The 24,430-nt window shown below is 59.3% G+C and carries 14 protein-coding genes; 6 read left to right on the forward strand and 8 right to left on the reverse strand.

Annotated elements, in window-relative coordinates:
- Positions 1-22 precede the first annotated feature (22 nt).
- From A8G00_RS16350 to A8G00_RS16365, 4 genes are all read left to right on the forward strand, one after another.
- On the forward strand, positions 23-1,063 hold the full coding sequence (locus A8G00_RS16350; protein ID WP_103001170.1) for a YafY family protein: 1,041 nt from the start codon (positions 23-25) through the stop codon (positions 1,061-1,063).
- A 65-nt stretch (positions 1,064-1,128) separates the two neighbouring features.
- Positions 1,129-2,616, forward strand: coding sequence for a DUF2779 domain-containing protein (locus A8G00_RS25260; RefSeq protein ID WP_172451887.1), 1,488 nt, complete (start codon positions 1,129-1,131; stop codon positions 2,614-2,616).
- Positions 2,617-2,688: 72 nt separating this feature from the next.
- Entirely contained in the window at positions 2,689-3,921 is a 1,233-nt protein-coding gene (locus A8G00_RS16360) for an exonuclease SbcCD subunit D C-terminal domain-containing protein (RefSeq protein ID WP_103001171.1), read from the forward strand.
- Positions 3,921-7,628: an AAA family ATPase gene (locus tag A8G00_RS16365; RefSeq protein ID WP_103001172.1), complete on the forward strand. Its 3,708-nt coding sequence runs from the start codon at positions 3,921-3,923 to the stop codon at positions 7,626-7,628. The genes A8G00_RS16360 and A8G00_RS16365 overlap by 1 nt, the downstream gene beginning before the upstream one ends.
- Before the next feature lie 258 nt (positions 7,629-7,886).
- Here A8G00_RS16365 and A8G00_RS16370 read toward each other — a convergent pair whose 3' ends face one another.
- The 4 genes from A8G00_RS16370 to A8G00_RS16385 form a co-directional block, all read right to left on the reverse strand.
- Positions 7,887-10,844 carry a DEAD/DEAH box helicase gene (locus A8G00_RS16370; RefSeq protein WP_103001173.1) on the reverse strand — a complete coding sequence of 986 codons (2,958 nt, stop codon included), beginning with the start codon at positions 10,842-10,844 and terminating at the stop codon, positions 7,887-7,889.
- Complete coding sequence (locus A8G00_RS16375; protein ID WP_103001174.1) at positions 10,837-12,237, reverse strand: EH signature domain-containing protein; 1,401 nt, start codon at positions 12,235-12,237, stop codon at positions 10,837-10,839. The genes A8G00_RS16370 and A8G00_RS16375 overlap by 8 nt, the downstream gene beginning before the upstream one ends.
- On the reverse strand, positions 12,234-12,962 hold the full coding sequence (locus tag A8G00_RS16380; RefSeq protein ID WP_139111442.1) for an OmpA family protein: 729 nt from the start codon (positions 12,960-12,962) through the stop codon (positions 12,234-12,236). The genes A8G00_RS16375 and A8G00_RS16380 overlap by 4 nt, the downstream gene beginning before the upstream one ends.
- Before the next feature lie 83 nt (positions 12,963-13,045).
- A complete protein-coding gene (locus A8G00_RS16385) occupies positions 13,046-14,968 on the reverse strand; it encodes a methyl-accepting chemotaxis protein (RefSeq protein ID WP_216365627.1) in 1,923 nt (640 codons plus the stop codon).
- 189 nt (positions 14,969-15,157) lie between these two features.
- Between A8G00_RS16385 and A8G00_RS16390 the strand changes: the two genes are divergently transcribed.
- Complete coding sequence (locus tag A8G00_RS16390; RefSeq protein WP_172451888.1) at positions 15,158-16,312, forward strand: hypothetical protein; 1,155 nt, start codon at positions 15,158-15,160, stop codon at positions 16,310-16,312.
- A gap of 104 nt (positions 16,313-16,416) precedes the next feature.
- Entirely contained in the window at positions 16,417-17,202 is a 786-nt protein-coding gene (locus tag A8G00_RS16395) for a hypothetical protein (protein WP_146032608.1), read from the forward strand.
- Here the strand turns inward: A8G00_RS16395 and A8G00_RS16400 are convergent.
- The 4 genes from A8G00_RS16400 to mobC all read right to left on the reverse strand — a co-directional run bounded on the left by A8G00_RS16400 (position 17,177) and on the right by mobC (position 24,237).
- Complete coding sequence (locus tag A8G00_RS16400) at positions 17,177-18,526, reverse strand: McrC family protein (RefSeq protein ID WP_103001178.1); 1,350 nt, start codon at positions 18,524-18,526, stop codon at positions 17,177-17,179. The genes A8G00_RS16395 and A8G00_RS16400 overlap by 26 nt on opposite strands.
- Complete coding sequence (locus tag A8G00_RS25500; protein WP_216365628.1) at positions 18,523-22,245, reverse strand: AAA family ATPase; 3,723 nt, start codon at positions 22,243-22,245, stop codon at positions 18,523-18,525. The genes A8G00_RS16400 and A8G00_RS25500 overlap by 4 nt, the downstream gene beginning before the upstream one ends.
- 175 nt (positions 22,246-22,420) lie before the next feature.
- The gene (locus A8G00_RS16420) at positions 22,421-23,917 is read right to left on the reverse strand and encodes a relaxase/mobilization nuclease domain-containing protein (protein ID WP_103001181.1); all 1,497 of its coding nucleotides are present in this window, start codon (positions 23,915-23,917) and stop codon (positions 22,421-22,423) included.
- A complete protein-coding gene (gene mobC / locus A8G00_RS16425; RefSeq protein WP_103001182.1) occupies positions 23,914-24,237 on the reverse strand; it encodes a plasmid mobilization relaxosome protein MobC in 324 nt (107 codons plus the stop codon). Before mobC ends, A8G00_RS16420 begins: the two co-directional genes overlap by 4 nt.
- Positions 24,238-24,430 lie beyond the last annotated feature (193 nt).

A 24,430-nucleotide genomic window follows, 5' to 3' on the forward strand; every position in this document is an offset into this window, starting at 1 on the left:
CAGGATTGGGGGGTAGTGTAGTATGACCGATCGTATGGCCAAATTGGATCGACTGTTAGCGCTTGTACACGCGCTATCGGAGTCGACCGAGGGCCTGACACTGGATGAAATGGCGGAAACGCTCGGCGTCAATCGCAGGACGGCCGAGCGCATGCGCGACGTCATCGCTCGGCACTTTGACCTTGAGGAAGTGACAGAAGATCGCCGAAAGCGCTTTCTCATCAGGGACAGCCTTCGCCGTGTTTACACCCGCCCCACTGCGGCTGAAGTTGCAGCATTACAGGCTGAGGTGGATGGACGACGAGAAGCTGGTCAGACGGTTCGCGCTGACCAACTGGCAAACCTTCTGGCCAAAGTGAAAGGGGCGTTCGACGACCGCGAGAAACGCCGCATTGATCCTGATCTAGAGGCGCTCACCCGGCTTCAGCGAACGATGGTCACCGCAGGCCCTGTCGCGACCGTGCCGCCCGAGACGGTTGCGACCGTCCAAGCTGCAATATTGTCCGGTTGCTGCCTCGAATTCAGCTATGCCGCTGTTCAGCAGCAGGAGCCGCGCTGGCGACGGGTCATTCCCTTCGGCATCGTCCACGGCCCCCTGTCGTACTTGGTCGGAAAGATGCCCGACCGAGAAAATGATCCGGTCTATTACCGACTGGATCGTATGATCGACCCCCGGCTCAGCGAAAAGCTCGGCTGCGCCCCAGATGACTGGGACATCGACGCCTGGCTGGCCGACAGTTTCGCGGTTTGGCGAGACGAAAAGCAAGACGTCGTGCTTCGCGTCCACGCATCGGCAGCCTCGCGAGCGCGAGAATGGCGCTTCCATCGCCATCAGCAAATGGAAGAACTCGAGAATGGAGATCTTCTCATCCGCTTCACCAGTGGCGGCATGCGGGAGCTGGCGGAGCATCTGTTCACGTGGGGCAATGAGCTCGTCATCGAGCAGCCTGATGCCCTGATTGAGATGATGCGCCAGCGCATCGTGGCGGCGTTGACGATGTTACCGTCTCAGGCCCAGCCAACCGAAGCGACCATTTCTGTCGCACCAACGATGCATGGCTGAACCATGACGATCGGCTCTCCCAGATTTTTCCGTCCCCTCCTCAATCTCATCATGGGGGTGGCAGCATGAGCGTCTCATCGCGCCCGCATGGTCTATCCAAATCGAGGATCACCTACTTCGAGCAATGTCCGAAGCGGCTATGGCTATCGGTTCATCGCCCTGAACTCGCGGAAGACGATGAGGGCGCAGAAGCCCGGTTCGCTGCCGGGCACGAGGTTGGCTCGGCTGCCTGCTCGCTCTTGCCAGGCGGTGTCATGGTGGAGGCTGAACCCGATCTGTCCGCTGCGTTGGCGACGACGAAGGCTTTGCTGGAAAACGGTCACGAGGATCCGATCTTCGAAGCCACCTTTCAGCATGATGGCGTTCTGGTGCGTGTCGATATTCTCGAGCCAAATGGCCTCGGTGGCTGGCACATGGCCGAGGTAAAAAGTTCGACGAAGCCCAAGGACTATCACGTGAATGACCTGGCCACGCAGGTCTGGGTCGCTCGTGAAGCCGGCGTGCGAATCGACAGCGCAGCGATCCGCCATCTGGACTCCGACTTCGTCCTCAAAAGTGATGGGTCGCTCGAGGGGCTGTTTTTCGACAGCGACCTCACTTCCAACATCGAGGATCGCGTCGAAACGCGAGCAGCGGTAGTGGCAGCGGCGCGGGAAGCGCTCACTGGCAGCGAACCCAACATCCTTCCTGGCCCGCACTGCGGCGGGCTCCCATGCAATTTCGCGGCATATTGCGAGGCAGCGCTCCCGTCAGGCCCGGAATGGCCGGTGACCGTGCTTCCGTACGGGGGCGGCAATCAGTGGCTACGACGAGGGGTCGAGGATCTTTTCGAAGTCGACCCTGCGGCGCTGACCAATCCGACCCATCAACGGGTGTTCCACGCCACCTTAACCGGCGAGCCCGATCACAACATAGAGGGCGCCCGATCCGCCATGTCGGATTGGGCCTTCCCCCGAACGTGGTTGGACTTTGAGACGATCGCTTTCGCCATTCCTCGCTGGGTGGGTACCCGCCCCTATCAACAGGTGCCGTTCCAGTTTTCTGCTCATGTGGAAGCGGAGGATGGAGGCCTTCAGCACCATGAATTCCTCAACCTGGACGGGGCGGACCCCCGCAGGGCCTGTGCCGAAGCGCTGGTGACGATGATCCCCAAGTCGGGCGCGGTAGTCGCTTACAACGCTAGCTTTGAAAAGGGACGCCTCCGGGAACTGTCTGAATTTTTCCCCGATCTGGCGGACGATCTCAACTCGATCATTGAGCGGGTCGTTGACCTTTTGCCGGTCACGCGCGCCAACTGGTATCACCGTGACCAGCGCGGCAGTTGGTCGATCAAGGCCGTTCTGCCCACAGTGGCCCCAGATCTTGATTATTCAGAGCTGGAGGTCAAAGACGGCGGGAACGCCCAGGCCGCCTATCTGGAGGCCATTTCCCCCGCAACGACTGAAGACCGCCGAGCGGCACTCGACACGGCGCTACGAGCGTATTGCGGGCGAGATACGGAAGCCATGATCGTCCTTGCCAGACACCTCTGCCAGAGCGGAGATGGCTGCTAAGCCAACGCTGGCCATCTCCCCCCGCGATCGAATTACGTCCATTTCTGTCGCCAATTTTGCGAAACTCAACCCATGACCGAATCGATACCCGCCTTCCGACTGATCCATAGTTCTGACTGGCATATTGGGCATGAGCTGTTCAGCCATGAACGAGAGGCGGAGCATGACGCATTTCTCTCCTGGCTTCTTGACCGCCTAATAGCTGAAGAAGCGGATCTCCTGCTCGTAACGGGCGACATTTACGATGTGGCGAACCCGCCGGTATCAGCCATGGCACGCCTTTATGCGTTTCTTCGGGATGCTACGACGCGCTGCCCCAATCTGCAGATCGTCATCATTGGCGGGAACCATGACAGCGCAGCGAGGATCAATCTACCCGCCGCACTTCTCGGACCTGGGCGCATTCACCTTGTGGGCTCCCTGCCCCGCGCAAATGGCATGGCAGACCTCGATAGGTTGCTGATCCCGCTGACCGATCGGACGGGTAAGACCGCAGCATGGTTGGCAGCCGTCCCATACTGCCGGCCGGGAGATATGGGCGCGGGAGGCCTTGCCGAGTTGTATGCCAATGTTCTGGCGGCAGGCGCTGCACAAGCAGACGGATTGCCTCTCATAGTGACTGGCCACCTTCACGTCGCGGAAGGGGACATCTCCGAACATTCAGAAAGGCGAATCACCATAGGCGGGGAGGAAGCCCAGGCGACGGCGCTTTTTGACGACCGAGCAGCCTATATTGCGCTTGGCCATCTTCACCGCCCTCAGATGATCAGGGGCGACACGCTGATCCGTTATGCGGGTTCGCCATTCCCCCTGTCCGCAACGGAAAGGCTCTACCGCCATTCAGTCAGCATAGTCGATCTTGCGCCGGGCGGCGCGATCGTCCGAGAGGAAGAAATTCCCCGCCTCGTCCCCTTTCTGACGATCCCAGCCGACGGTCCAAAGCCGATCGGCGAGGTTGAGATCGAAATCCAGGGATTGGACTTCGATCCCGATATGCCTCGCGGGCTGCATCCGTTTGTGGAAGTTTCAGTCCTCGTTGATGGCCCTGAACCCAACCTACAAGCTCGGGTCATGGCGGCACTCGATGGGAAGGCTGTGCGGCTGACGCGCATCGCACGTGTATCGGCTCGTGAGGCCACCAACCAAGCCATCGCCGAGCGCGAGGTAGATCTAGCCGAACTCCTTCCTGATGCCGTCTTCGCAGAGCTGTTCGAGCGGGCTCACGGCAGCGAACCGCCGGACGATTTGAAACAAGCGTTTCAAACCCTTCTCATCGAGACACAAACATCGAGGGAGGACGCCTAATGCGTGTCCTGGCAATTCGCGGCCGTAATCTCGCCAGCCTGAACGGCGATTTTGAAGTGGATTTCGAAGCCGAGCCGCTCAGCGACGCCGGCATCTTTGCCATCACCGGCCCAACAGGCGCAGGGAAATCTACCCTACTCGACGCCATGTGCCTGGCATTGTTCGATTCGGTACCGCGCCTCGGCGCGGCACCGGCACGCGCCAGGATCGAAACGGCCCAAGGTGACGAGTTGTCGGCAGGTGATCCGAGGGCCATCCTTCGGCATGGCTCTGGTGAGGGCTATGCTGAATTGGACTTCGTTGGCCGGGACGGCGAGCGCTACCGCGCTCGGTGGACCGTCCAGCGCGCCCGTCAGAAGACCGATGGCCGCATGCAGGCTACCCGGCACAACCTCACGCGCCTTGCTGACGGCGAGATCTTGGGTGGGACCAAAACCGAAACGCTTGCGGAGATTCACCGTCTCGTCGGTTTATCCGCCGAACAGTTTCGTCGGGCCGTCCTCCTGGCACAGGGAGATTTCGAGGCATTCATCAAGGCTGACGATAATGAGCGCGCCCAGCTACTCGAACGGCTGACCGGGTCGCATATTTATGCGAGCCTTGGCCGCGCAGCTCATGAAAAAGCAGCAACGCTGCGGGCCCAGCAGCAGGCGATCCTAGACCGCATTGAGGCGCAGAACGGCCTCGACGACGAAACACGCCGAATCGCCGAAGAGCAGCAAAGCGCAGCGAAGGACGTTGCAGATCGAACCGCGTCTACGCTTGGAGAACTCTCCAAAGCTGTTCGCTGGGAAACCGATCGCATTGCCTTGGCCAACAAGGTGACGGAATGTGAGTTGGCCGCATCGATCGCGAACGCAGCCCGCGAAGAAGCCGCCCCTCGGCACGAAGCATTGCGCCTAAGCAAAGCGGCGTACGCGCTCGCCGGAGACTGGACCGCCGTCCAGGAAGCGGCCACGCAGGCGCAAGAAGCGCAGCAAACTGCTGTCCTGCGGCAAAGTGCACTTGAGCAGGCAAGCGAACGCGCAACGCAAACGGCAGCCGAAGAAAGTCACGCAGCAGCTCAACTCCAGCTCGAGACGGAGCGGGTTGCCGCTCAATCTCCTGAGATCGAAGAAGCCCGTGTGCTCGACCGAAAGCTGTCCGAAACAAGCGCATCGCTTGATGGTATAGCAGACGTCCGCGCTACGCGCGCGCTAGCCCTATCGAGATGTCAGGAGCTTGAGCAGGCCGCCAACACCTTGTTGGCTGAGGCTGCAGAAACTCGTGACGCTCAGGCGTCGTGGCTTGCGGCGAACGCCGGGCTTGCCACGTTGGCTGCACAGCAGCAGGAACTCTCTGCAGAGCTCGTCGAGATCGCAGCCGTCGATATAAAGCTGTCCGAGCTTTCAGAGAGCGCAAAGGAAGCAGAGGCCTCCAAAATAGAGGCCAACGCCACATGGGAAGCCGCCAAGGCAGCGGAAGAGGGAACCGCCGCAGCTGCCACATGGGCTCGCAACATTTTGGACGAGGCTAAGGCTTCAGCACCATCCGATGCCGCCTTCTCAGCGATCATTGAAAAACGGGATCGCCTGGGAGGTCTTTCCCCTCTCCTAGTAGACTGGAAGCATCAAGAAGCTCAGGTAGAAACATCCCGCGACCTCCTCGTCCGTCTGCGCAGCAATTTCGATGACGCTAAGGCCGAACGCGAAGATCTGGTCGCCCGGCATTCCCAGGTCAGCTCCTCCCTCCCTATTCTGCGGGCGCAATTGCAGGAGGCACGGCGTGCGGGCGAGCTAGCCGAAACGGCCTCGGGCGAAGCGGCAATGCAACTTCGCGCCACGCTCGAGGATGGACAGGCTTGCCCAGTTTGCGGGGCGACCGAACATGCGTTGAGTGCGATCGACTCGCTCTTGGGCCTACAGCTTCGGGAGCAGCGGGAGCGCATTGCCCAGCTGGACGCTTCATTGTCTTCAAAGACCGCTGAAGAGGCCGCCCTAGCCACAGGAATCCAGGCTACTGACCAGTCAATCCTCCGGCTGGACCACGACATAGAAAATCAGACCGCTGCATCGGCGGCGGCCAGCAATAATGCCCAATCTGCCGCTGCAGTCCTCTCAGAAAAGTGCAGCTCGGTGGGCCTTGATCCGGCCGGACCAGACTTCGAGGCCACTCTTCAAAGCGAACTCGCCGCGCTCGACAAGCAGCGCGATTCGATGACGGAGGCGAAGACCGCGGTCACGATTGCGCAAGTCGCCGATGAAAAGGCTCGAAACGAGTGGGAAAAATGCCGCGCAGCCTCCGGTCTCGCCGCTCAGACAGCGCGCGATATCGAACAGAAATTGAGCGGCATAGCGGAGCGACGATCGCACGCTACCGAAACACGAGATCGGCTCGCGCGATCGATCGACGCGAGGTTCGGCGGCAGCGCAGATTGGCGACAGTTACCTGACCCCGCAGCCTGGCTCGACGAATCTGCCAAGGCTTGGCGCGCCCACTCTGCTGAACATTCACGACTCCTCGCCGCAATTCCGGGGCTGGAGAAATCCGTTGCTGACGCGCGTACGGAGACCGCCACAGCCACCGCCCGGTTCGACGAAATCGAGTCTCAAGCGAAGGGGTGGGAGGAAGATCAGCTTCGGCAAACGGACGCTCGGAAAAGCCTGCTTGGCGGCGACACGGTGGATATCGTCGTCGCCCGCAACGAAGCGGCCCTATCGCAGAGCCGCCGAGCTTTGGAAGTTACCCAAGTTGAGGCCAGCAAGGCGCGAGAGCAGCAGGCGGCCGCAACAGCTCATAAAGAGTCCGCGGACCAAGAAGCAGAGCGCAAGATCAAGAACCATCTCGAGCGCCAAGGTCGATTTCACGCACGCCTTACCGAGTTGGCGATCGGAGAGGACGCCGTCGCCGGCGCAGCTCAAGCAGGACAGGAAGCGATCGATCAGGAGGTTGAGGCTCTTGCCAACATCGACAGGGCCGCAGAACAGGCTGCTGCCCTGCTGACCCAGCGACAGGAGGATCTGATCCGCCATGATCAGACTGACCCTCCTTCTCTCTCCGGCGAAACCCTTGCTCAAGCAGTCAACGAAGCCAAGCAAGCTGACGAGGCGGCACAGAAGGCGTTCCAAGATGCCCAATTCGTGCTCCGCCGGGATGATGAGGTACGGACGCAGACTACAAAGCTTCGCGCCGACCTGGAACGCGAGCGCTCAGCGGCACGGGTGTGGCTCGCCCTTGATGAACTCATCGGCGATGCGACGGGTGCTCGGTTTCGGCGCTTCGCCCAAGGGCTAACGCTTGATCGCCTTCTGGCGCACGCAAATTCGAGGCTGACGGATCTCAAGCCCCGTTATGAGCTCCAACGCGCGCCCAGCGGCGACATGCTTATCCAGGTGATCGACCATGACATGGCTGGCGAAATCCGTGGGGTGCACAATCTTTCAGGCGGCGAGCGATTCCTGATCAGTCTTGCCTTGGCACTCGGCCTTGCCGAGATGTCGACTGGCCGCGGCCTCAAGATAGAAAGCCTGTTCATCGATGAAGGATTTGGCGCACTGGACGGCGCCAGCCTCGGCCAAGCCCTGTCTGTCTTGGAGCATCTTCACGCGACCGGGCGCCGAGTAGGCGTCATCAGCCATGTCGAGGAGATCAAAGAAAGGATTCCCGTAAAAATCGCGGTGACGCCCGTGGCTCGCGGCCGCAGCGAATTGACGATAGTCAGTGGATAGATAATTCACTGATTTCATCCGGGTCCGCTTCTCCCGGTGTTCTACATTCAATGATCCAGCGAATGACCGGTGCTGGCTCCTTCCACACCGTGCCTTATCCCAGCATGCGGCGCGCTGTGGGCTCGACGCCGTCGGTATTCACTGCCCGACGCATCGGATCATCGCCGAAGCCCTCGCCGCCGAGCAGCTTGAGCTGCAACTGCTCCCTGCGGCGCGCTTCGACAAAGCTGTGGCAGCGCGTTTGCCATCATACGCAGATCACCCAAGGACCTCCTCGTAAAGACGTCGAGCATCCTCCTCCGACATAGCCGGGGGCATGAGCAGATCCCTGCTCAATGCCCGCTTCTGCCTAAGAAGCAGGTGAAGGCGATTATCGAAGCTGTGCTCTTCGCCACCAGGCAACAGAGCCATCGGCAAATAGACGTTCACCGGCCGCTGCTGGCCAATGCGGTAGCATCGGTCGGTGCTCTGATCCTCTACTGCAGGGTTCCACCAGCGGGTCAGGTGCACAACATTATTAGCTGCAGTGAGGGTGAGGCCAACACCACCTGCTTTGGGCGATAGTATCATGAGGTCGAAACCTGCCGGCCCTGCTTGAAACTCATCTACGCGCTCTTGGCGCTTGGGTCCGGCGACCTCGCCCGAGATGATCATTGGAGTGCGCGCGAGATTATATCGTCGCTGAAGAATGCCGGCGAGATCGGCCTGAGCGGCCCGCATCTCGACGAAGAGGAGCGCCTTTTCTCCCCGGTCCCTGATCTCGTCTAGAATAGACATGGTCGCTATAAGGCGCGCCGAGGAGCGGATATAATCTTCGTCCGAAGCAACCATTGATCGTTCCAAAGGCGTCAACGACACCGCACGCATTGCTTGAAGCGCTTCAAGCATTTTTCCACGATCCGTGCGACGCCGCGCCTCGGCAACGACTGCCGAATAGGCATTCGCCTGTACGTCCGGCATTCGTTCCGCCCGAACGTGCTCCGTTTTGATGGGCAACCCCTCCAGTACCTCGTCCTTCATCCGGCGGAGCATCACTGCGGGTCGCTCTGGACCGGGAACCGAGAGGGCCTCCTTCAACCGTTTAAGGTCGTTCGGATCGGGCTGATCCTCATAGCGACGACTGAACTCTTTCAGCCCTCCAAGAGCGCCCGGATGCAGCGTGTCCATCAAACACCAGAGGTCGGCCAACCGATTCTCTATCGGCGTGCCCGTTAGCGCCAGCGCGAATTCAGCTTGCATTGCCTTGGCCGCGTCTGTGACTTGCGTCCCCGGCGTTTTTATCTTCTGTATCTCATCAAAGACGATCACACCGAAACTGACACGCCCGAAACTGTGCTGGTAATCGCGCAATGTCTCATAGGTGGTGAGCACCCAATCCGCGGCCTCAATCCGATCGGTGTCCAGTACCGGCCTAGCGATCTCCAATTCCGATCCCGATGCTATGCGCAAGGTGCGGAGTGAAGGGCCATATGCCCGCAGAACATTCCCCAGCCCGGGCGCGTCAAGATGGATGTCGTGCTCCTTTTCCCAGTTGCGGAGCAGTCCGGTTGGCGCGACGATGAGCAAAGGCGCTCGTTTTATTTGCTCCCTTCGCATGCCTTCCCGAACCCATGCCAAAAAGGCCAGCGTCTGGAACGTCTTGCCAAGGCCCATGTCGTCGGCGAGCAGAGCGCCAGTCCAACCCGCATGCCAGCACCGCTGCAGCCAATCCACCCCTTCGCGCTGATGCTGCTTGGGTGAGGAGCGGAGCAAGCTCTCGTGAAGCCCCGGCGCGATCCAGGGCAATCTTGGTGCCGGATCGCTGTTGAAGATGACTTCCTCGAAGTTGTTGCGGACGAGGAGGACATGCGGCTCACTGCCGCCTTCTGTATCGTGCTTCGGCTCCTTCGGGCTGTCGCCTTTTTCGTGATCGGCCCTGCCCTTCGGGTCGCCTCCGGCCAAGGCGCGCTCGATTTCGCCCAAGGAGGCGAGGGATTGCTCGGTGGCGGGGATGGGAATGCCGTCGAAAATAACCTCCGCGCGGCCTTCGTCAATCGCATGACGGATCGCGGTCGCCAGCTCCGCCACTCGCTCCGCGGGGAGCTGCACCGGCGCGCCATCGACGATCAGGCCAACTGCCTCGGGTGGCAACCAAGGCTCACGCGGCACCTGAATCCAAGGCAATACCTTCTTCTGCCAAAGGCCGATCGCCTGAACCCGCTCGGAGAACTCACGCGTTTCTTTGAACAGCTCTTCGACGAGATGCTCATCCAATTCCCCGCCGAGTGCCTCGCGAAGATAGGCTCTCGGATTGCGCACAAAATCGCGTGCGAGTTCGCCTCCCGTACGCTGCACTTGCCGAGTGACGCTCATGGCTTTGCGAAGCGGTGGAGAGAGGATAAGAAGCCATCCGTCAGGCAGTGCGTAGCGTCCACGCACATCCGAGAACTGGCGAAAACGCATTTCGGCAAAACATTTTTGCAAATGCTCGGGCAACAGCGGCACAGGTTCCGCCTCGGCCGCGCCTTCTTCGGTGAGAGAATCGGCATCCGAACCCAACACCGGAGCCGCTTTTGACGGCTTTGCCGCGAATAGGACTGGATCAAAATCGACTGCGCCGTCATGCTCAAATGGTCGGAGCGTAAAGGCGCCAGCATGAGCGACACGGATCTGACGTAGGTAGGGCGAAGCGTCGATGGGTCCGCGCTCAGCCATCGTTGGCAGTAGATCCTGAATGTCGATCCACACCGCGGCCCGGCTATCTGGATCTGTTGCTGGTAACGCGTTGAAGCGGTCGATCGCCGAGGCGATCTCGAAGAGCTCTGATGGAAGGAGATACCGTCGGCCACCAACGCTCACGAATGCGCCATCACGTTTGGCGCCGAGCACCGGTCGACCATCCAGATGGTGCCAGCGGTAATCTATCCTGAACCCGTCACGATCGATCGTGTCCTGATGCTGGACAAACATCGTCACTGCGGGCGTAGGTGGCAGCCCTATCGCGGCGCGCACAGCAGGCGAAAGCGCTGCCGCGTCATTGTGCGACAGGTGGAGTTCGTCGGCTTGCGTGAGTGCGACCTCATCCTCGACCAGACTCCATAAAACGCCGATGGCGGGAGCGAGGGAGGGCGCGGCGAGAGCCGGCCATTTCTCAACGTCGACGGGTCCGCCTATGTTTTTGCCGCTGACAACAACCCAGTCGCCTTGGGACACCCACTCCAAGCTCAGGTCAGACATTCGGTCTCATTTCATTTACGCCAATTCGTACGCCGATGCGGGTCGCCAACCAATCGCTGAGCTCGGTTTGCCAAGAATAGCTGATGGTGCCGTCATGGCGTTGGTCATAGAGGCAGTCAGCGCGTACCTCGTCGGCGGAGTAATAGGCATCACCGATGCTAGGTGCCCGGGCGTCGGCATGCGCCCAGATTCGCACCGAACCGGCGTGACTCCATTCGGCAACAATATAGCCGCCGATGCGCATCAGCATGACGGACTGCTTGCGCTCGGCGCCGGTCAGCCTCGCGTGGGCCGCCACCCGCCGTCGCTGCTCCGGGCGAGCGGCAAGCCAGTCCACGGCTTGGCGCCCGAAGATGGGCCACGCATCGTCGATGACGCCTCTGCGCTCGAGTGCGAGCCAGAAAGCCTTACGCCACTTCCAGATCGGATCAGCCGTTGCGCTCAATATATCGAAGAAAAGGTCGAGCGCCTTCCGCGCCAGCCAACGGGTAATCGTTCGCCGAGCATCCTGGCTGATGCCGATCCATGCCTTCGGATGACTTCGGGGATCGCCGTATAGCTCATCGAAGAAGCTGACGAGCGCAGCCTTCGCCTCCACGTCCGTGAGGTCCTTGGTAGCGAAAGGTGCGAGGAGCAGTTCGGCGAGTTCGACGCGTTCTTCGGGAAATCTCAAGGTCGCGCCCGTTCTGAGAAAACCGAGTATGTTTCCGACAGTCGACCCCGCAAAGCGCCTATTAGCGGAAAGCTCTATTGAAAGTCTAACTGCTAGTCCTGCCGCGAGAGGAGCGTGGAGGCCAGATTGAGTCAATAATTCTGTCGTGAAACCGAGATTCCGCAGGAGGAGGCGAACGTCGCCGCCTTTCTCCAGTGCAGCATCGACGAGCCGGCTTATCAGGCTTTCCGCACTGAAGAGCGAGACGGTGCCCGCGCGCTCGCGCCAACGCACCGCCCAAGCCGCGCCGTGACGATTCAGTTCGCGCTCGATGATATGTCCAACGCTAATCGTTGCGGTGGCGTGGGCCTCCCAGTCGCGAAGGTAGCTGTGGACCATCGCTCTCAAGAGACGAGGCTGACGCTCGGCAGCAAGCCGCTGGCTGAGCCCCGTCGCAAACAGCTCCTGGTCCATCAGCCGTGGCGTTCCCTGCAAGCAAATCCACGGGGCGAGGACCCACTCCTCCCGAGTGGGTTCCCGGCCGCCAGCGCACCAGCCCGTGAATGCCTCCAGCGCGAGCAACAGCTCTTCCTCGCCCGGACGCGCTGGCATTTCGAACAGATCGGCGATTTTACGCGCAGCGGCGCGCATCTCCGACTGCACCGGTACGTGCTTGTAAAGGTCTAGGGCGAGAGACGAGAGGCCCTTCAGGCTCTGCAACGTCGCCGCGAAGGCGTTCATTCGATCCCGCCCAGAAAGGAACCCACCGATGAGGTCGCCTTGATGTCCCCCTTAGTGGGCGGCGCGATCAGGAAGCGCACGTCAATTCGACGATTGTGCGCGCGTCCGCCCTCGGACGCGTTATCGGCTATCGGGCGCTGAGCCGCATAAGCACTTACGCCGAACAGCGTAGCGTTTCCTGCGGCGTTGCGGATCCTCTCGAGGCCTGGCGCCGCCTGCACCATCGACCTGTAGGTTTGGATCGACCGATCGGAGGATAATGACCAGTTATCGGAATAGCGCGCGGTGGCGATCGGGATAGTGTCGGTGTGTCCTTCAACATAGACAGCTTCCAAGATCGGCTCGGAGTCATCGGGGCAAGAGTGGCCAATGCGGCCACTGCGCTGGCCGTAGCACGGCAGCTCGCGAGCGAGGAGAGCAGCGAGGCTGGCAAGGGCCGCGCGGCCGCGCTCGCCCAAATCAGCAGACCCCGACGCGAATAGGACAGTTTCAGGCAGATGCAAGACGCCGTTCTTCTCGTCGATTTCAACCGGCACGTTTGCCCGTGCAAGTTCTCCCTGAAGCCGCCGCAGCAGCCCGGTCCGCTGTGTCTCGCGTCCGCCCAGCTCGTCTTCGAGAGCAGCGATCCGGCGATTGAGGCGGGCTTCGGCACTTTGGTAATTGAGAGCGAAGATCATCAGGAGGATGATGAATACGAACAGCATGCCGATGAGCAAATCGTTCAATGAAACGAAGTAGCTCTCTTCGGGCTGCCCTTGATCAGCGGCCGCGGTCCTGGTCCTGCGTGGCACGGTTCGTCAGGCCTGGATCATTCGGCTGCCTCAGCGCGGTCGAAGCCCGCTCGAGACACAACGTCAGCGAAAGCCTTGAAGTCGCCCTTTCGGGGCAGTTCGTTCAGAACCTGGTCGAGCTGCTGCACAGCCGCGCTAAGGCGTCCGGCCGCCTCGGCAAGTTCCTTATCTACCGCCTTCACGAACCCGCTGGTTCGCTCGCCGAAGGAACCTAGGCCCTCAAAGAGCTTCTGCATCGCCGCAGCAAGGGCGTTGTTTAGAGCGCCCAAATCCCGGTTGATCACGTCCACACGGGTGACCAGTCCCTCAACAAGAGTGGCCGACCGATCGTTAGTGGCGTCTGCTCGATCAGCGACTTCCTCCACCCGGTTAGCGACGCGTTCCAGTCCAGCCGAGACAGTCGTCATCGTTGTGGCGAGTGCACCGAGCGCCTCTGCTGACTGGCCCGCCTTGTCGACCTGACCGACCAAAGTGCCAAGACCGTCAGTTACACCGCGCGCAGCTTCCAAAGCGCCTTCGAACTGCCGAGCTAATGCGTCACTTGTCTGCGTGAGACTGTTCGCCAACTCAGCACTGCGTTCAGACACAGCACGGAGTGAGTCCGCGCCAGCTTCAATCCGCTCTGCGGCGCCGCCCAGCGATTGCGAGAGGGCAACGCCGGATTCGGCGATCCTTGCGTCCAGATTATCGACTGCGGCGACCATCGACGTTGACAATTCTGTCACCCCGGCCGCTATGACGTTCTTCACATCGATCGCTGCGGCTTCGAGTTCCTGTCTTATAACCGCCCCACTTGCCTCGACCTCGCCGGCAACCTGCCGGACGGCGCCAGTGATCGCCTCAGAAGACTGGAGGAGAGAAGCATCCAAATTCTCGCCTGCGGCGGCGAAGCTGGTGGCGAGCTCCTGTGAGCCAGCCTCTATGCCCGCCCTGAAGCTCTCACCTGCGGCGTCAATCTGGCCCGGCAGCTCACCGATCGCCTGGGCCGCTTTTTCCAGCATTTCACCCAAGCGGCGCGTGTGCTCCTCGGCAGCGCCGCTCAGTACACCGGCGAATCGCTCCGCCATTCGCTCGAGGGCGGATTGATTGATGTCGCCCAGTCGATCGGCCATGTCCTCGATTGAGGTTTTTACTGGTTCGATCGCTGTTGAGAAGGTTGCTCCCAGGAGCTTGTCGAGTGCTTCAGCAATGCTTACCGCTAAATCCTGGTTGAAGCGCTCAAGCTGCGTCGTTTGCCGACCTAGCTCGACATAGGAGTCAACTGCGATCCGTTCAGAACTCAGTGGCAGCACCAGCCTTTCCAGCTCTCGGTTGATCAGCTCGATGTGCTGCTCTGTGGTGTGGAGGCGGCGATTTTTAAGCCAGGCGAATGTAAGTGACGCCGCGAGGGCTGTGACAGAGGTCAGGAACTTTGCCGCCGCAGCGCCCAAGAGCGCGCGCAGAGCGTGCTTCGAAGTCTCCAGATCAGCCTGGATGCCATCTCGAGCGATGAAAAGCGCCGCGACCAGACCGAGGAAAGTTGCCAGCAAACCCAGGCCTACGAGTTGGTTCGGAACCCCTTCGAAGGACCGTAAATCAATGCGTCCGTGCCGATAGAGGCGGGGGTTGAAAAACTCGCTTGGCGGGAGACCGGACGCTACGCGGCCCTTTTGTTCGTCATAGTGGAGGTCGGCCACGTAGCCGCGCCAGGCATGTCCGATGAAGCGGTCCTCGCCGAACTCCTCGGTGAGAGCCTCTACATCTGCGACGAACGACACCCCATCGCCTTGATAGCGTGCAAGCCGCCCGCCAAACCGATCAAGCGCAGCGTCGAACGTATCAAGCTGCTCGCGACCTCGGATGTATCGCCACGAGGCATAAGCCAATATCAGGGCCGAGAGTACGAGAGGAGTTGGCTCCCAGCCGAAAACGAGCGGGATCCCACGCTCGATCGGCCACATGATCACATTAACTACGCCCACCCCGCACTGCCCCCCGATTGCGATATTCTGATCGCCGCATCAGTGTGATAGCTATGCTTTTCTGAGTCAACGGACGAACAGGCTGAACATCACTTGCTACGGGCTATTGAAGTCTTGCTCGAAAGAGATGGCCAGGCCGTCGACAGGGTCGAACGCCTCCCGCGGCGCATGCCCGATGGCTCGATCGGCATCGAATATATGGGGTTGGTCTATCCTATCGCGCGCGCCGGGCGGGTTTCGCTCGACGGGAGGTGGTGCTATTCTTCTGAGGCACCCGTCTGCCTGGATGAAGTCGATGCGCCGCTAAATGGTGAAACGCGGTTCTGGACAGTCGATCGGTCGGGAACCCGGCCGTATCTTTTCATCAATGGTTCAGAAGCACTCCTTGGTGAAACGCTCTCAACTTTCGCGCGCGCGAAAATTCCCGTGGAACATCACGGTCCCTCATTCCGAGAGAGTGCTTCGGGCCTCCTACATGACTGGTTTCTAAGGCTCGATGTCGCGTCCGCCCCTAGCGATTGGGAATTGGAGCAGCTGCTCGCGGATGTCTCGGAACCGGCCGTCGAGACGGACGCCGCATCACCAGAGCTTCTGATGGCTCGGCTGCGACGTGACCACGAACGTCTCGGCACTAGGCTGATCGCTGCCGAGCGTGAACTCGCCAACACGCTCGCCACTGCTGACGTGAAGGAGGCGGAGCTCGCGCGAACCAGGGACGAAGCCGACCGAAATAAGCAGAGATTGGAAACGGAGGCTGCATTCCTAAGGGCGGGGCTCGAAGCACTGCGTTTTGAAGGTGCGGCTGGTGATGAGGTTGCCTTGGCCGACCTACGCACTCGCGTCGATTTGCTCTCGACCGATAGGGATGACGCGCTCGCCGCCTGGACGCGGGCAGAGGAAATTGCGGCTCAGCTGCGCCTCAGCCTTGAGACCGCACACGCAGAGCTAGCGGAAGCTGCAGTCCGTCCGAACAGTCCGGTCGCCACTGGGAGGCGGCAGGGGAGGGCAGATACCGAACTCCAGACGGTGATGAGGGTATTGCTGCCCGGCATCGAATTGGTGCGAGGATCTACCGATTTCATCCTGACCGAAATCGAAGATCGTCGAGACCTGTACGGTAAGCTCAGGCTTCTCGTCGACCATCCCGTGTCGGTGGGTGGCAAGCGAGTGCACGCCGCGAATGGCTGGCTGGAGGTCCACATGAGCACCGGCCGTGGTCGTGACGGTCGACTTTACTATAAGAAGCGCGAACAGGGCTGGTCCGTCCTCGTTTCCGACAAAGCAGCTCAGGCAAACGACTTTCAATGGCTCAAGACACAGTGAACAATTTATCCCCGTCTCACGCGCTCCTCGTTAGCGAGGATGAAGCGGCAGCATTGCTTTCAGGGGGACGTGTCCTTCGAAGGTCGCGATCCACTGAACTTCGGATGCGTGTCGCGCTTTTGCGAACGGACGGTGTGCTGTTTGCGACGGGGCAACTAACAGAATCCTATCCTGTTGCCCATATCGATGATGGCCGACATTCGAGTGACTGGGTGGTGCGCGACCTTGAGCTTCTGCCGTCCCCCGTCAACCTCCCAGCCGGCGATGGCCCTTTGTGGCGGCGGCTGAAGTCGATGGAAAGAGACATGCTGAAGGGCAAGATTTTTAAGGAGCCGCTCAGCGAGCCAGCCGCTCAACACGCCCGATACTTGCCGGCCGAAATAGCCAGTTCCGCCGGCGGCACCCTGGAAACATTCGTCGACGCCAGCGGATGGCCCGCTGATGCCCGTGTTCATCAAGCTGCCGACGATGCAATCGCCGGTCAAGATGGGGACTACCCTGCTAACAAAACTGAGGAGATGAGCGCCAATCGCGACAAGAACGTCTCACTGCTCGCTAGTATCGCCACAACGGATCAACGGACATATACGTTGGAGGGGGCACGCGACCGGGCGCTTGCGTTTGTGCCTGCGGGAATGATCGACACCGACGAAGCCTATCGGCTGCTAGTCCAACTTAGGGACAAAGAGATCAAGCGGACTTTTCCCGATGTCCGACCAGAATTTGGCATCCTAAGGCGATCGATGCTCCAAGCTCTGCTCGACTCCGGTGTGGCGTCTAAGGCTGATTATGACGAGCTCATCCCGGTCGAACTCAAACGTATGACCGATCGTGGCCAGATCGAGACATACCTTGATCCCTTGCTCAAAATTTTGAGTTGCGTGTCGTGAACCTGCTCACAGCGGCGTACGAGGTGTCACCAGGCAGGAAGTCGGAAATCAGCTTTCCTAATTCGCCTTGGACATGATTTAGCTGGGTCGTCAAATCAACTAGCCCCAAAGCGAGCATTTCTCGCCCTCCGGCTATGCCGAAGCGGTGGCTGAGAGCCGTTCCGCTCCCCGCGACTGCGGGATAGAGCAGCATCAGGCGATCGCACCGATAGAGCCGCGAATAAGCCATCATCTGATACACATCGCCCTGGGCCACCCCCCTCTTCGCGACCGAAGCATCCAGGGCGAGGCATTTCCATTTGGTGTCGATGATGGCGAGATCCTTCCCTCCACGGCGAAGAAGGATATCAGGTCGTGTTTGGAACACATGGCCCTCACACTCCTCATCTTTTGTCCATTCACCCAAGCAATGACGAAGGCCTCCCTGCTCCACGACGCTGATGCCGCTTCCTGACAAAGCCCGCCGTAGCAGCGCAGCGACCGCTGCTTCGAATAGGTCATTCATTGGGAAGAGCAGCGTTATGCCGTTGTGTGATCGATGATCGAAAGTCGTTCCCTGCCAATCACGCCTGAGCAGCAATTTCGCCAAAGCGAAGACAGTTTCCCACCGCTGGCTGGTGCGATCGATCCTGACTTTCTCCCACGGGAGTGCGGAAATAGGCACATCTGCGACATCTGCTAGAACGAAGCGCAGTTCTTCTAGCAGCCGACGGGTGTCGTGCGCGCGGGCCAGCTTAGACAAGAAGATCACGGCTGCTTTCATCACCTGCATCAGCGGTATGTCGCTGGACAGCACATCAAAGCGACAGGCGAGTCGATCCGGACGCCCTACATGAACTGTCAGCTGGCGGACGATATCGAGCTTCCCCCGCAGTGTCGGCAAATCTTCAGCCCGGGCTTGGTAAGCCCGGGGCAAGCCTCGGCGAGCTAAGCCTAAGAGCCGCTGCGCGAAGAGCCGGATCAAGATGTCCAGCAGGTTTTCCGCACCGTGAGCCATGGCGGCCTGAGCGCCGTCCGCCAAGTTCAGCCCCAGCGCCAAGTCCAGCAAGGAAATCAAGCGAGACCGAACCGTCGGGAGATCGCCCAGTTCGGCCTCAGGATCGACCTTGGGCAAGATTTCTAAGCTGCAACCTGGCGCGGCGATGACGCCCACCATCTGTTTGGCCCGCAGGTAGTGACGATGATCGGTCAGGATGGCGCTCCCATCCTCTCCACCCATCGGATGTGCCCGAGCAGCAGCAAGCAGCGCCTCAGCTTGCGTCAAGGAAAAGCCATCTGGACCGACCGCTATTCGTCCCCACTCAGGCACGTGGAGATGCGTCATGCGACGTCGTTCTCCGCGTCTGGCTCATCATCCTCGTTGACCGCCGACAAAACAGCCCCTTTGCCCAGGAGACGAGCAAACGCATCCGAGAGCGAAATTTTCGGCTCAGCACTGTAGAAATCCCGAACAAACCAGCGCTCGCGATCCATACCGTCCATACCCGGAGGAGCCTTGATCACTTCCTGGCCAACAAACCCATCCCCGAGCACCATCCGAACACGGCTCCAGTCTTCGAAGAAATATTCCTGGAGCAGCGGGATGATTTTATCGCGCATCACGTCGATAACATCGTCGGACGTTTTGCAGCCCATGAAGAAGGCATGTCCGATACGGTGCTCACGATCGACCAGATATTCAATGCGATCGTTTATTGTCCCCAATATCTCGACGAGAGGCATGTTCGTTGCTGCTGCAGCATTCTTGAGCTGCTGGGGGTCAGGGGCAATCTCGCGAAATTTAAAGCGGCGACGGAGCGCAGTATCGAGCAATGCAATAGACCGGTCAGCGGTGTTCATCGTGCCAATGACATGAAGGTTTGCAGGAACACCAAACTCTACCTTTGAATAGGGCAGTCGAACCGTCAAAGCGTTGTCCATGCCCAACCGCTTATCCGGTTCCAAGAGAGTGATCAGTTCTCCAAAAACCTTGGAGATGTTAGCCCGATTAATCTCATCGATCACCAAGACGAATTCGTCAGGTTTCGTTGGCTTAGCAGGACCGTCATTCAATTCACCGTCAGTCGTAAGCAACCGACTCAATGCTGGAATGTTGATCCGCTTGCGAGGTATCTCGTACACGGTTCGCATAGTGAAATTGCCGTCTATGATCGCGTCGAGCGGGAGCGGATCATCTGCTGTCAGCAGCCATTTCACCTTACGACGGTGGGCAAAATAGCCTTCAGCTTCTGCAACGAACTCGTAGTCACCAACGATCTGCCCCACAGCTCGAAACGCGCTATTACCGTAGGGAATGATGACGATGTCCCCGATTGCCATGTCGTTGCGGAATCGGTGCGTCTGGGTCCAATTGCTAGGCTCTTGGCTTTCGGGAAAAAGCGATAACCAATGGGACTTGATCGCGTCTACGGTCGAGAAGCGCTCATCGCTCCAATCTTCAGCTCTCCCCCAACCCAACGCGATGTATTCGTCCTTCAGCGCCGCCTCGTAAACTTCCTCCTCCTGGCGAATAGCGCCCAAGCCCATTTTCCAGAAGCGGTGGGTGGAGAGATCGATAGCTTGACCCGATTCGCCTGCTTCTGCCTTTTTTCGAGCATGTTCAGCGAGCGCACAAATTTCTCGAAGAATGCCGGGATACGGCTTTAGCCGGAAACCAGCCCCCTGTTCTTCAGCATCCTCGTCAGGCCGCAAACCTTCCACGAAATTTTCATAATCGTAGGCCTGATGGAAGGTAACGAACGCAATGCGCTTCTCAGCTTCGAGCTGGCGATACCGAGCCATGAGAGAAGCCCGCCCTTCAGCCGTTTCCGCAAAGTCGGCCAAACCATCGCACAAGCGCACGGCTTCGCGGGCCGTAGAATAGGTCTTACCCGTGCCGGGAGGTCCAAACAGTATGAGATTGGTCGGATTGAGCATGATATTGTCATCCTGGGATGCGTTGAGGCGGTCACGCCAGAAAGGTAGATTCAGAAACCAGGCGATATCTTGTACTTCGCCTTCAAAAATGAACGCCGCGAGCTTGCGCGCCGCCTCACGCTCAAGTGGGAGCCGCCAAATCGTGTCATTGTTGGTGTAAAGCCACCACAGCAGAGGTTCGGGCAACGGGGTCCAATCCACCTGAACCTGACGACCGTCTTCGCCATTACCCCTCACGATACCGGTAGCCCTTATCCGCATGGCGCTGACCGGTTTACCGTTCGTCTCGAATGGCGCATTTCGCTGGTTTGGCAGATAATCTCGCAAGACGATCCTATCGCCCGGCTGCATCTCGCGAACCATATGATTATACTTGCTGTCGCTATCGTAGAGCAGATGCCATGTCCCACGCTCCACGAAGCTGGCGAACCCGTCAGCCTCGCCATCGCGAGATGTTACGAGCCAGATTGGCATTTCATCGGTCATCACGCTGACCTCCGCTGCCGGTTCTGGTAGTCGCTTCTGACAGGTTTCCCAAACAAATCCCTGAACATCCCAGAGGTCGCGAGGCGCCCATTGCCACTCGTCGTGCATGATACGTTCCACCGTGCGGACAAGGCGCATCACGCCGGCCAACTCACCTTCGCTCAATGGGTTTGGTCCGAAAGCGGGACTCCCGGTTAACATCCAACATGCATTGTCAGTGGGGGTGGATCGGATGCCAAACATTCGTTCGGGAGCGATCAACGCCCGAAGCATGGTCGATATCGTCCGGCTTTCGGCATAAGGATTTGCTTGCGCATGAGGCAGCATCAGCGACCACGTAGCGCCGACGAAAGCCATGACTCCGGCAACGTCGTCCCCGGCTTGAGCTAGATCCTCAGCTGCTTGCTCCACCACTCCTGGATTGTCAGTCCGAAGTGCTTGGACAATATTGATCACCCGCCAATCAAGAAGCTCGCATGGCACCCCGGCTTTGCCGACGAGCAGGTCGAGCAACGATGCGCCTAAGGACGGCTCATTCTTCGTTTCGCCCGCGAATTGGCCTACCAAAGCTTGCGCATGTTCTACCAGATTGCGTCTTTTGCTGCCCTCATTGGACGCATAGCTGGCGCCGTCCTCGAAGCTTACGAACCCCGGGTGGCGCTCAAGAAATTCAGAACGCAACCGATCGAGCCAGTCCCGATCGACATAAGGGCCGGCATCGTCATACCAATCGAGCAATTCAACAAGCTGCACTGCATCCGCTGGGCGAACGATCAAGACGGGTCGCGGCCTATGTCCATTTGCCGCCCTATGTTTCAGCCGAGGCGGTAGATTAGAATGCCGCGCCTGTTTGGGAAGGTATGTGCGGTGAATAGGAAGCGGGCAAGACTCTCGATCGACACTGTCTTCAATCCAAATCTGGGCTACCGAGACCGTGCGCTCCCAGGCAAGCTGACGCCCATCTGGCAGGCCAAATGCCAGCATCTTAGCGGTATCCACAATCGGGACGCCGTATCGCTGACGCAGTTCCCCTTCGATGTCACCGTCATTTGCCGCGAGATCAAAACGCAAGACCGTTGCCGGGCTGATATTCGCTCCGACACGCTCAGCCAGTCTCACATCAGCCATTTCGCGAAACTTGCGGCCGGCAAGAGCCTGGCAGATGTTCGGCCAAGCCTCCTTCAGCCCGAGAGCCGCATTGACGTCGCGTACCAGGACCTCAACGCTATCCTCTTCGCGCTCACGTGCCGGCTCAATGTAGTTTTCAAGGACATGCAGTCGGATGGCGTCGGCGTACCGATCACCCAGTCCCGCACCTTCCAAAAACTGCCCGTACTGGCCCAACCAGGAGCGCCAGCTAGCCAATCGATTTAGCGGCCTCTCAGACTGCGGCATGAGTGTCTTGAAATCACTGCCGCCCTCCCGAAAGTCGGCCTGCATTGCCTTCAGACGCTGACGCAAATGTAGGAATTTGTCCGCTTGCCAGGCTTCGGCGAGATCCGAATGAGGAGAGTCCAGCGCAGCTAGGTTATTCTCGATCGTTCGCACCGCGTGCGCACGAGTGTTTCGACCGCTTTCTGTATTTGCTCCCCGCTCGGCAAGCCAAGCCTTAAACTCCGTTTCTTGCAAATCAGCCCCCATTTTCCGCGTCCAGCTAACGCCATCGGCTCATTCGAGCTACGATTTTCTTGTTAACTTTCCACGCTTTTTAGACGAGCCAAGCTGTACAACATCCCGCGACAGTAACGGTCGTATGTCTGTGAACGGGTTCGCAAATCCGATGATCAAGACGGCGCGCCATGGCTCTCTCACAATTTCAACGCGAACGGCCTGATTGTTGCGCCATCCGTGCTAGTTGAAGCTCAATGTCAGCGTCGGTCTCGATCTCAGGCTCTGCCTTCGATTGGACGCGCCGAGGGGCACTCGCTGAACGCTCCGCAGCAGCTTCCTGCGTGATCGGTTTGTGAGCGGGCATTTCGTAGAACACCGGATCACTATGCTTGACGACAGATTTCTCGGGCACATTTTGCGCCATGAAAAGCGCGTAGCTCAACAAGCGCGGTAGTCGGTGCTTTCCCATTTGCGCGCGATGTTCATCATCCACCGCTTGGAGCTGAGGCAATCGCACGTTCTTCGTGAACGCGACGCTGAACGATCGCCTTTGCGATGAAGGGAGACGTGCAGTTTCCTCCTTGCGCTGCTTGGTCATTCGCTCGGACAGAGCCTTCCGCTTAGCCCGGTGCGCGCGTTTCAGCCTGTCCCGCTCGAGACGCGCCAGTCGACGCGCCTCGAAATGCTGCGTCCGGTATAGCTCAAACTCCGTCCGATTTGGTCGGACTTCATCGGCCTTCATCTCCGGGCAGGCGCGCAGATAGTCGGTATTTTCCGGCCACCACCGCTCAAAGGAAATCGCGTCCGCCGGACGACGCTTTTCAATTTGAAGTAGGCCATATCTGCGCTGCGCGGTATCCAGATCGGAGGCCTTAATCCGGTTATTGACGCTCCGCAGATCGAATAGCGTCAGCCCCACGATCCTCGCCCCTGTCTTTTTGCTTTTGCGCAAAGCAGCCTCGAAGCCCACACCGATGGCGGCGAGAGCCCGTCCAGCTTGGTGCCAACTCGGAAGGTCCAATGCGGCACGGATATCATCAGCCCTTTCAAGCAAAGACCGCTCACCAGTTCGGGCCTGTCGATGTTCATGGGCGGCTTTCGTCCGACGCGACGGCCCGACTTCTCGTACGCCTTCCATCTCGAGGTGGGTACGCAATTGGCGCAGTTCGAGCCGCTTCTCGATCGCCCTGCACAGGTCTTGAAGCCGAAAAAGTGCAAACTGATTGAACGAACGCCACACGACATCAGCCACGGGCAACCGCTCAATCTCCGTCTTTTTCAGCGCGAACGAAGCAACTCCTTTCTGACGCGCATGTGGCGCGAGGAAAGCCTGCTTCGAAGGTGTCTTGAGAGTTAAAGGCGACACGGTGCAGATCATGAGGTGAATGTGGTCATACTGCTTATCGCGGTGGCGGACGGCGACTAGCTGGTGGCCGTGAAGGCCGAATTCGTCGAGCAGATCATCAATGATGTGCTTCCATGTCTCGTCAGACAACTCCCCGTCTTCGACGGCCGCGGAAAGCGAAATGTGCATCACGACCGCCTTGGCGCGAGGCGCCTGCTCAGCGACCAGAGCCATCTCCGCCGATGCATTATGGATTGACGAAACCTCGCGCATATCGAGGATCTCGTGATCGCGATTGTGGGTAAGGTATATCTCCAGGCCGGCGAAGTTTCGCCCCCAGCTGATTGAGGGGATCACGACGCAAGCATCCTGCGGGCGGCTTCGAGCAAATCCGCATATGCGGATTGCAGTTCGTTGAGGAGTTCGACGGAGCGTGCGGTATTCGCGTGACGAGCAATTTGATTGATGTTCTGGCCGATTCGCCGAACATCATTGACCAGCTGACGCGAAGGAATGAGCTGGGGGTGCGATTGCCGCACCAAACGGCGGAGCACTTCAGCGGTTGAGATGTTCGAATGTTTTGCAATCTCCTGGAGGAGATCATATTCGGCAGGTGACCAGCGGGTCGGAAGCACGACGGTGCGCACACGAACCTCGCTGCCTGAGCGACGAGTCATTTCATTTTCTCCAGAAACAAGGGTTTCGAAAAGTCTTGGAGGGAGGGGTCCAGGGGAGGGCAACGCTCCTCCCCGGCCAGGTCCGGCCACGTCAACGGCAGCGCCAGAGCGACCACGCGACAAAGCTGACGTCTCCGCGGCGATGCGCGGTATACGTTGGCCAGCCCTGGCTAATTTCCTCCCAGGTTAATTT

Origin of the sequence: Sphingobium sp. SA916, from assembly GCF_002894065.1 — a bacterium.
Lineage (GTDB): Bacteria > Pseudomonadota > Alphaproteobacteria > Sphingomonadales > Sphingomonadaceae > Sphingobium > Sphingobium fuliginis.

Excerpts from the sequence above, each read along its gene's own strand:
- A8G00_RS16375 (WP_103001174.1), bottom strand. The coding sequence starts at position 12,237 with ATGAACGCCTTCGCGGCGACGTTGCAGAGCCTGAAGGGCCTCTCGTCT.
- A8G00_RS16360 (WP_103001171.1), top strand. The coding sequence starts at position 2,689 with ATGACCGAATCGATACCCGCCTTCCGACTGATCCATAGTTCTGACTGG.
- A8G00_RS16365 (WP_103001172.1), top strand. The coding sequence starts at position 3,921 with ATGCGTGTCCTGGCAATTCGCGGCCGTAATCTCGCCAGCCTGAACGGC.
- A8G00_RS16370 (WP_103001173.1), bottom strand. The coding sequence starts at position 10,844 with ATGTCTGACCTGAGCTTGGAGTGGGTGTCCCAAGGCGACTGGGTTGTT.
- A8G00_RS16400 (WP_103001178.1), bottom strand. The coding sequence starts at position 18,526 with ATGACGCATCTCCACGTGCCTGAGTGGGGACGAATAGCGGTCGGTCCA.
- A8G00_RS16350 (WP_103001170.1), top strand. The coding sequence starts at position 23 with ATGACCGATCGTATGGCCAAATTGGATCGACTGTTAGCGCTTGTACAC.
- mobC (WP_103001182.1), bottom strand. The coding sequence starts at position 24,237 with ATGACTCGTCGCTCAGGCAGCGAGGTTCGTGTGCGCACCGTCGTGCTT.
- A8G00_RS16390 (WP_172451888.1), top strand. The coding sequence starts at position 15,158 with ATGCCCGATGGCTCGATCGGCATCGAATATATGGGGTTGGTCTATCCT.
- A8G00_RS25500 (WP_216365628.1), bottom strand. The coding sequence starts at position 22,245 with ATGGGGGCTGATTTGCAAGAAACGGAGTTTAAGGCTTGGCTTGCCGAG.
- A8G00_RS16385 (WP_216365627.1), bottom strand. The coding sequence starts at position 14,968 with ATGTGGCCGATCGAGCGTGGGATCCCGCTCGTTTTCGGCTGGGAGCCA.
- A8G00_RS16395 (WP_146032608.1), top strand. The coding sequence starts at position 16,417 with ATGCGTGTCGCGCTTTTGCGAACGGACGGTGTGCTGTTTGCGACGGGG.
- A8G00_RS25260 (WP_172451887.1), top strand. The coding sequence starts at position 1,129 with ATGAGCGTCTCATCGCGCCCGCATGGTCTATCCAAATCGAGGATCACC.